This window comes from Sphaerisporangium sp. NPDC088356 (assembly GCF_040685555.1).
In the GTDB taxonomy this organism is placed as follows: Bacteria; Actinomycetota; Actinomycetes; order Streptosporangiales; family Streptosporangiaceae; genus Sphaerisporangium.
Window position 1 is genome coordinate 1 of sequence record NZ_JBFBIK010000197.1, and the last position, 7,924, is coordinate 7,924.

5 protein-coding genes are annotated in these 7,924 nt (G+C 69.0%); 3 read left to right on the plus strand and 2 right to left on the minus strand.

Annotated elements, in window-relative coordinates; genetic code table 11:
* Positions 1-42 precede the first annotated feature (42 nt).
* Together AB0O34_RS35420 and AB0O34_RS35425 are read right to left on the minus strand one after the other, a co-directional pair.
* Entirely contained in the window at positions 43-1,431 is a 1,389-nt protein-coding gene (locus tag AB0O34_RS35420; protein WP_363923132.1) for an APC family permease, read from the minus strand.
* The gene (locus AB0O34_RS35425) at positions 1,428-3,053 is read right to left on the minus strand and encodes an amidohydrolase (RefSeq protein WP_363923134.1); all 1,626 of its coding nucleotides are present in this window, start codon (positions 3,051-3,053) and stop codon (positions 1,428-1,430) included. Before AB0O34_RS35425 ends, AB0O34_RS35420 begins: the two co-directional genes overlap by 4 nt.
* A gap of 81 nt (positions 3,054-3,134) precedes the next feature.
* Here AB0O34_RS35425 and AB0O34_RS35430 point away from each other — a divergent pair, with 81 nt between their 5' ends.
* The 3 genes from AB0O34_RS35430 to AB0O34_RS35440 all read left to right on the plus strand — a co-directional run bounded on the left by AB0O34_RS35430 (position 3,135) and on the right by AB0O34_RS35440 (position 5,783).
* Positions 3,135-3,794, plus strand: a complete 660-nt coding sequence (locus AB0O34_RS35430) for a TetR/AcrR family transcriptional regulator C-terminal domain-containing protein (RefSeq protein WP_363923136.1) — start codon at positions 3,135-3,137, stop codon at positions 3,792-3,794.
* Between the two features lie 125 nt (positions 3,795-3,919).
* The gene (locus AB0O34_RS35435; RefSeq protein ID WP_363923138.1) at positions 3,920-5,275 is read left to right on the plus strand and encodes a transaminase; all 1,356 of its coding nucleotides are present in this window, start codon (positions 3,920-3,922) and stop codon (positions 5,273-5,275) included.
* A gap of 61 nt (positions 5,276-5,336) precedes the next feature.
* A complete protein-coding gene (locus AB0O34_RS35440; RefSeq protein ID WP_363923140.1) occupies positions 5,337-5,783 on the plus strand; it encodes an Lrp/AsnC family transcriptional regulator in 447 nt (148 codons plus the stop codon).
* The last annotated feature ends 2,141 nt before the right edge of the window (positions 5,784-7,924 follow it).

A 7,924-nucleotide genomic window follows, 5' to 3' on the forward strand; every position in this document is an offset into this window, starting at 1 on the left:
AACCCTTCGCTCCTTACCCCCTTCCCCTCCACGCCGCTCTTCCTATCTATCACCTCCTGGCCCCCCACCCCCCCGCCTGCCCCGGCGGGGCCAGGCGGCGGTGGGCTCGGCCTCGGAGAAGGTCATCGCCGGGGGCGTGCGCGTGAACAGCCGGGTCAGGCCGAGGAGGTAGACGAATCCGACGGCCATCCAGATGAGTCCCACGGTGAACGTCACGCCCGACAGGCTGGTCCACAGCCAGACCGTCAGGCCGAAGCCCACCAGCGGCAGCGCCCCGTACAGGAGCAGGTCGCCCGCCGACCGCCTGCGCCCGTCGATCAGGTAGTGCTTGACCACGGTCAGGTTGACCATCGAGAAGGCGATCAAGGCACCGAAGTTGATCATCACCACCGCGTTGCCGAGGCTGATGAACAGCGCGACGAGCGAGACCGCGGACACGACGGCGACCGCGAAGACGGGCGTCTTGAACCGGGCGCTCAGCGCGCCGAACACGCGCCTCGGCAGCACGCCGTCCCGGCCCATCGAGTACAGGATGCGGGAGACGCTGGCCTGGGTGGTCATCGCCGACCCGAAGGCGCCGATGACGTAGATGCCCACGAAGATCGTCTGGAAGGCGGCGCCGCCCAGCGCGGCCATGATGTCCACGCCCGCCGTGTCGGGGTTGGCGAAGTCGTCGTAGCCAGGGTGCACGAGGCCGCCCATCCAGGCGACCACGATGAACAGCAGACCGCCGATGAGCGTGGTGAGGACGATCGCACGCGGGATGCTCCGGCGCGGGTCCCTCGCCTCCTCCGACAGGGTGGAGACCGCGTCGAACCCGAGGAAGCTCAGCGCCAGGATCGCCGCGCCGGAGAACACGCCCGTACCGGGGGCGAACGAGGCGAACGGCGACGGGGAGGGGTGGCCCGCCAGATGCTTCAGCGCCAGCGCGACGAAGACCACGATCAGCACCACGGAGACCCCGACGACCAGGGCGTTCACCCGGCTCATCACGGTGATGCCGAGAATGTTCAGCGCGAACACCAGCAGCAGCGCGCCGAGGGTGAAGATCCACTGAGGCACGGCGGGGAACTGGCTGTTCAGGTAGATCCCGATGAGCAGAAAGTTGATCATCGGCAGGAACAGGTAGTCCAGCATCAGCGTCCAGCCGGTCATGAATCCGACATGTCGCCCGAAGGTCTGCTGGGTGTAGGTGTAGGCCGATCCGGCGGTGGGGAACGCCTTGGCCATCCGTCCGTAACTGAACGCCGTGAACAGCATGACCACCAGGGCCACCACGTAGGCCGCCGGCAGGTGCCCCCCGGTGACCTGCGCGACGGCGCCGTAGGTGGTGAAGACGGCCACAGGGGCGAGGTAGGTCAGCCCGAACAACGTCAGTCCCGGGACTCCGAGGACCCGCTTCAGTCCAGGGCCGGGGGCGGACTCGCTCATATGTCATGACTCCTGTCGGGAGAGGGGAAGGTTCTCGTTCCGGCCATCCACGTCCCGAGGACGGCCGAGCGGCGTGCGATGTCGTGGGGGTCCATGTGGAGGACGTCGCCGTCCAGCCAGACCAGGTCGGCGACCTTCCCGGGGGCAAGGACGCCGCGCTCGTCCTCGGCGAAGGCCTGGTAGGCCACCCCCGCCGTGTACGCGGACAGGGCGGCGTCCAGGGTGATGCGCTCCTCAGGCAGCCAGCCGCCGGCCGGTTCGCGCTCGGCGTTCTCTCGCGTCACCGCGACCGGCAGCCCGGACAGGGGGCGGTGGTCGGTCACCGGCCAGTCGCTTCCGAAGGCCACGTGGGCCCCGGCCCCGAGCAGCGAGCCGATGAGGTACTGCCGCCCGGCGCGCTCGTCCCCGATCCGGGGAATGGTCAGCTCGGTCATCGCCGCGTCGGTGCGCGCCCACAGCGGCTGGAGGTTCGCGACCACGCCCAGCTCGGCGAAACGCGGCAGGTCCGACTCCTGGAGCACCTGGACGTGGGCGATGACCGGCCGACGGTCGCGGGGGCCGTTGACCCTGGTGACGTGCTCGATCGCGTCCAGCGCGGTACGCACCCCGGCGTCGCCGATCGCGTGCAGATGCCCCTGCATGCCCATCGCGTCGACGGCGGCGAAGGCCTCCAGCAGCTCCTCGTACGGCCAGATCGGCATGCCCCGGGTGCACGGATCGTCGCTGTAAGGCGCGAGCAGCGACGCCGTGCGGTTCTCCAGGATGCCGTCCACGAAGAACTTCACCGTGTTCGCCGTCAGCCGGCCGTCGCCCAGCGCGCGTACCGCGTCCCTGTCGGCGGCGAACTCGGCGAGCTGGTCGCGCCAGCGGGCCGGATCGGCGCGCAGGCCGAGGTTGACCCGGGTCGCCAGCACGCCGCGCCGGGCCGCCTCCAGGTACCCGTCGATGGAACGGTGCTCCACCCAGGCGTCCTGGATCCAGGTGACCCCGGCCTCGGCGTAGGCCTCGGTGGCGAGGCGCAGCGCCCGTACCAGGTCCTCGGTGGTGCGTGCGGGGGCGGCGCCGAGCACCGCGTCCACCGCGTCCCACTCGAACATCATCCCGAGCGGCTCGCCGTCGGAACGGCGGGCGAAGGTCCCGCGCGGCGGGTCGGGGGTGGCGGCGCTTACGCCCGCGCGCCTCATGGCCTCGGTGTTGCACCACACCGTGTGGTAGTCCCAGGCGCGCAGCACAACCGGCCGGTCGGGTACGGCCGCGTCCAGCCAGCGGGCGTCGAACATGCCATCGGGCGCCAGGGTCGCGTCGTAGCTGGCACCGATGATCCAATCGGCTTCGGGATGCTCGGCGGCGTACCGGCGGACCTCCTCGACGATCTCCTCCACGCTGCCGCAGCGCCTGATGCTCGGGCCCGCCGCCTCGAACCCGGCGTGGTCGGGATGGCAGTGCCCGTCGCCGAAGGCCGGCAGCAGGAGGCCACCGCGCAGATCGACGATCTGGTCGGCGGGCCCCGCGAGAGCCTCCGCCCCGAGGGCCTCGATCAGGCCGTCCCGCATGGTCAGGGCATCGGCGGTAGCGCCGGTTCCGGTCCAGACGGTGCCGTTGTGGAATAGCGTGCTTGTCATCAGCGTCCAAAAAGAATGTCGTTCGTTTTGTGCGGAAGGATAGGTTGTCCGGGGGCAAAGCGGAAGAGGTGGGGAAGCAAAGTGAAAAGGCGCGTGGGCCGGCCCGCCACGCCGGTGCTGAGCAGGGAGGTCATCGCACGCGCCGCCCTCGGTCTCATCGACGACGCCGGGACCGAGGGGTTCTCCCTCGCCGCGCTGGCCCAGCGGCTCGGGGTCCGGCCTTCCTCGCTCTACAACCACGTCACCGGCAGGGACGACATCCTGGCGGCGGTCCGCGAGCTGGTCTCCGACTCGATCGACGCCTCGATGTTCGCCGAACTGCCGTGGGACGAGGCGATGGCGCGGTGGGCCCACGGCTATCGTGCGGCCTTCGCCGCACACCCGCCCGCCATCTCGCTGCTGGCGACGCTGCCGGTCTTCGGCGCCCTGCGGACGCTTCGCATGTACGAGCAGGTCGTCACCGGGCTGGAGCGCGGCGGCTGGCCGCGCGAGATGGTCATCCCGGTCATGGTCGCGGTCGAGTCGTTCATCCTCGGGTCCGCCCTGGACGTGGTCGCCCCGCCCGACATGTTCGACTCCGGCCCGCTCGCGGCGGAGGTGCCCGCCTTCGCCGCGACCGTACGGGCCCGCGACACCACCGCCGCCGCACGCGGGCGCCCTCCCGCCGACCTTTCCTTCGACGTCGGCCTGCGGGCGATGATCGAGGGCCTACGCCACACCCTGCGCACCCTGCCCGGGTGACGCGCCGGAACTCGACCGACCTCGCGTCAATGTCCGCTCTGCCACGGATCCGTGGTTCTGGTGTACTTTTACTTTGGATTCCGTCACAAAGACGGAAGTACGCAACGCTTTCTGAGGTAGTGGCGATGATCGACCGTACTCATCTGGCCGGCCTGCTCGACCGCGAGCGCCGCGCGTTCCGTGACCGCAACCCCCGCTCGGCGTCCGCGTACGAGCAGGCACGAGCTCACCTGTTCGGCGGCGTGCCGATGACGTGGATGAACAAGACCGCCGCCGGATTCCCGCTCTACCTGGCGGAAGCCCGGGGCGCCCGGGTCACCGACGTGGACGGCCACGAGTACGTCGATCTCTGCCTGGGCGACACCGGCGCCATGGCGGGGCACTCGCCGCAGGCCACCGTGGACGCGGTCGCCGAGCGCTTCGCCGTGCGGGGCGGCGCGACCGTGATGATGCCCACCGAGGACGCGTCCTGGGTCGGGGCCGAGCTGGCCAGGCGCTTCGGCGTGCCGTACTGGAGCTTCTCGCTGACCGCCACCGACGCCAACCGCTGGGCCATCCGGCTGGCGCGGGCGCTGACCGGGCGGCCCAAGATCCTGGTCAACAGCTACTGCTACCACGGCAGTGTGGACGAGGTCCTCCTCGTGGTCGGCCCGGATGGCGAGCAGGTCTCCCGCGAGGGCAACGTCGGCGCTCCCGTCGACCCGACCACCACTTCCCGGGTCGTGGAGTTCAACGATCTGCCGTCCCTGGAGCGCGAGCTGGCGTACGGCGACGTCGCCGCCGTCCTGATGGAGCCGGCCCTCACCAACATCGGCATCGTCCTCCCCGAACCCGGCTACCTCGACGGGGTCCGGGAACTGACCCGGCGGTACGGCACGCTGCTCATCAACGACGAGACGCACACGTTCTCCGCCGGCCCGGGTGGCTGCACGCGGGCGTGGGGGCTCGACCCCGACATCGTGACGATCGGCAAGGCCATCGGCGGCGGCATCCCCAGCGGCGGGTACGGGCTGTCCGCCGAGGTGGCCACCCGCCTCGAAGCGATGAGCGGCCTCGACCTTGTCGACATGGGAGGCGTCGGCGGCACGCTCGCCGGCAACGCGCTGTCGGTCGCGGCCATGCGCGCCACGCTCGAACACGTGCTGACCGACGACGCGTTCACCGGCATGACCGAGCTGGCGACCCGCTTCACCAAGGGCGTGCAGGCGGTCATCGACGAGCACGCGCTGCCCTGGTCGGTCACCCAGCTCGGGGCGAGGGCGGAGTACCGCTTCAGCGACCCCGCTCCGCGCGACGGCGGGGAGTCCAACGCGGCCGGCGACCCCGATCTGGACGACTACCTGCACGTCTACCTGGCCAACCGCGGCGTGCTGCTCACCCCGTTCCACAACATGGCGCTGATGTCCCCGGCCACCACCGAGGCCGACGTGGACCGGCACCACGAGGTCTTCGCGGCGGCCGTCGCCGAGCTGATCGGATGATCCGAGATCGATCACACGGCGCGTCCCTGACCTCGGCCCGGACCGACCGGATGGTGGGCCGGTGAGCCTCGACGAGATCGACCGGGTCCTGCTGCACGAGTTGCAGCGGGACGGCCGGATCTCCTACGCCGCGCTGGCCGAGGTCACCGGGCTCTCGGCCCCCGCCGTACGGCAGAGGGTGCAGCGACTGCGGGACGAGAACGTCGTCCAGATCGTGGGGGTCACCGACCCGATGGCGCTCGGCCTGCCCGTCATGGCGCTGATCGGTGTGCGCGTCGACAGCGACGTGCACACCGTCGCCGACCGCATCAGCGAGTTGACCGGCGTGATCTACGTCGTGCTCACGTCGGGCTCGTTCGACATGTTCGTGGAGGTCGTGTGCAAGGAGCCCGCCGAGCTCCTCGCCATCCTCAACGACCACATCAAGCGCGTCCCCGGCGTCACCCGCGCCGAGTCCTTCACCTACTTCGGCATCCACACCCACCGCTTCGCCTGGCCCGGCACCTGAGCGGTCCGGCGCATGCGATACACGAGCTTTTCCCGAAGTCGACCCATAACCTGGATCAGTGAACAAGCCATCCGGACCAGCGGACGAGCGATCCAGATCGGTGCGCGAGCCATCCGGATCACCCGACAAGCTAGCCGGATCGGTGCGCAAGCCATCTGGATCAACGGGCGTGCGGCCCCGATCAGTGAACGCCCCACCTGGATCAGCGCGCTTCCGATCCCGATCAGTGGACGAGCGATTTGTCGCAGCGAAAGAGCGATCCGGGTCAGCGGGCGACCGCTTCCGTGATCCGGGTAGCACCTGGACCGGTTTTCTGCATGAGGAGATCCTCGTCCGGTGCCCGGGCTGCCAGGGTTGTGCCGTGGTCGCCGTCCACCCCAGGTACGACGCCCATGCCGCCGAGCCGTCGTCGTACCGTCGCGCCTTGGCCCCTCACCGCCTGGTCTGTCCAGCGTGCGGGCTGACCCGCGATTGGTCGGGAAACAGGATCACCGGCCACACCGACGCTCGTGATCCGTACTTCGGCCTCCCCCTGTGGCTCCAAACCCGCTGCGCGGGCGGGCACCTTCTCTGGGCGTACGGCCTGCGCCATCTGGATCTGCTGGAGGACTACGTCATCGCGCGGCACCGCGAGCGAGGCTTCCCACCCGGCTCGATGAGCATGGTGGCACGCCTCCCGGCCTGGCTGAAGTCAGCCCGTAACCGAGGTGAAGCAGTAAGAGCCATCCACCGGATCCGAGGCGGAACTCCCCCTTCGAGGCACCGTCTGCACAGCACTCGTACGGACTGAACACCTGCACCGGCCGGTGAGGTTCTGAAGTCACGTACCGCAACAATTCAGGGAATTCGCCCGCTACCTTATACAGGCGAACCCAGCCGTGTCTCCAATGCTTCTAGGGTCGCGCCCCTCAGTCTGGGTAAGGCCTGTCTGATCCGCGGTTCACGCACGTACTGGATGATCCGGGCGATGCACCCGGGTGATGATCGTCCAGTCCGCATGTATCGCGCCATGCCCGCCGCGGAGCAAGGTCACAACTTACTCCAGGGCGACTTTCCCCTGCTCAGGACTCCACGTAAACGGCATCGTGTCCGCTCAAACGGTATCCGGGTCCGCGCTCGGAAGCCGCGAAGCTATGACGAATGGGGCATAAGTCCGGCACACCCGCAGCCGAGATGGGCTCCAAGTAGCGTGACACCTGAAAGCCATGAGTGAGGTTGGAGCCGGTAGTACTGGCGATCGTCACACAGGCAGCACCTTCTTCGCCCCTGACCATGACCCCCCTGGTCCTTGGACGCAGTTCCCACTAAATGCCACTAATTAGCCCTTAATCGAATTTCGCATCGGGATTTATGCGTCATTTCACGCATCAATCAGTGGCGGGAATTGGGTTGCGAGGGCCTTGAGAATGTGAAAACATTCGTACAAGATTTCGAATTAACCGTTGGGGAGGTTGCGGATGGCGGATGTCTCCAGGCTCGACCGACCGCAGCCCCATCCGCGCCGGAGTTCGGCGGACGGGAGTGTGCTCGGCCCTGAGTGGTGGGCGGCGGTGGCGGCGCGCTCCTCCGACTGGTCCACCGACGGTTCCGCCGCACACGACTTCCCTCCGCTGGCGGACCCACGCGATCTCAGCCCTCACGACCGGGACCAGCACGCCCAGGGCCGGCCTGACTGGGCCCTACGTCCTCCGATCCCCCGAGTTCCATCCCTGCATGACCGCAACCCAAATAACGAGAACCCACGTAAGGCGGAGCCACGTAAGGCGGAGCCGGGTAACGGGGAGCCAGGTAACGGGGAGCCAAGCGACCGCGAGCCACACAACGACGGTCTGCGAGACCGTGACCCCTGCAACAACGACCGTCAGCCGTATGACCGGCCCCTGGGTCATCGAGAGCGGGACGGCGTACGGGGCCGCTCTACCGCTACCGGTGACCAGAGAGATACCGCCCACCGAGCGGATGCCGGTGACCCAGCGGATCCCAGTGACCGAGCGGATGCCGGTGACCGGGATGAGCGAGATGGCGAGCGGGATCGGCGGGGTGCCGCCCGGGCGCATACCGGCGCCCAGTCGCAGAGCGATGGTCGGGCGTCGTGGGTGTTGGTGGGGTGTGTGCGGGAGGCTGCGGAGGCGCTCGCGGTG

Coding starts and splice junctions, on each gene's coding strand:
- AB0O34_RS35425 (WP_363923134.1), bottom strand. CDS start 3,053: ATGACAAGCACGCTATTCCACAACGGCACCGTCTGGACCGGAACCGGC.
- AB0O34_RS35435 (WP_363923138.1), top strand. CDS start 3,920: ATGATCGACCGTACTCATCTGGCCGGCCTGCTCGACCGCGAGCGCCGC.
- AB0O34_RS35420 (WP_363923132.1), bottom strand. CDS start 1,431: ATGAGCGAGTCCGCCCCCGGCCCTGGACTGAAGCGGGTCCTCGGAGTC.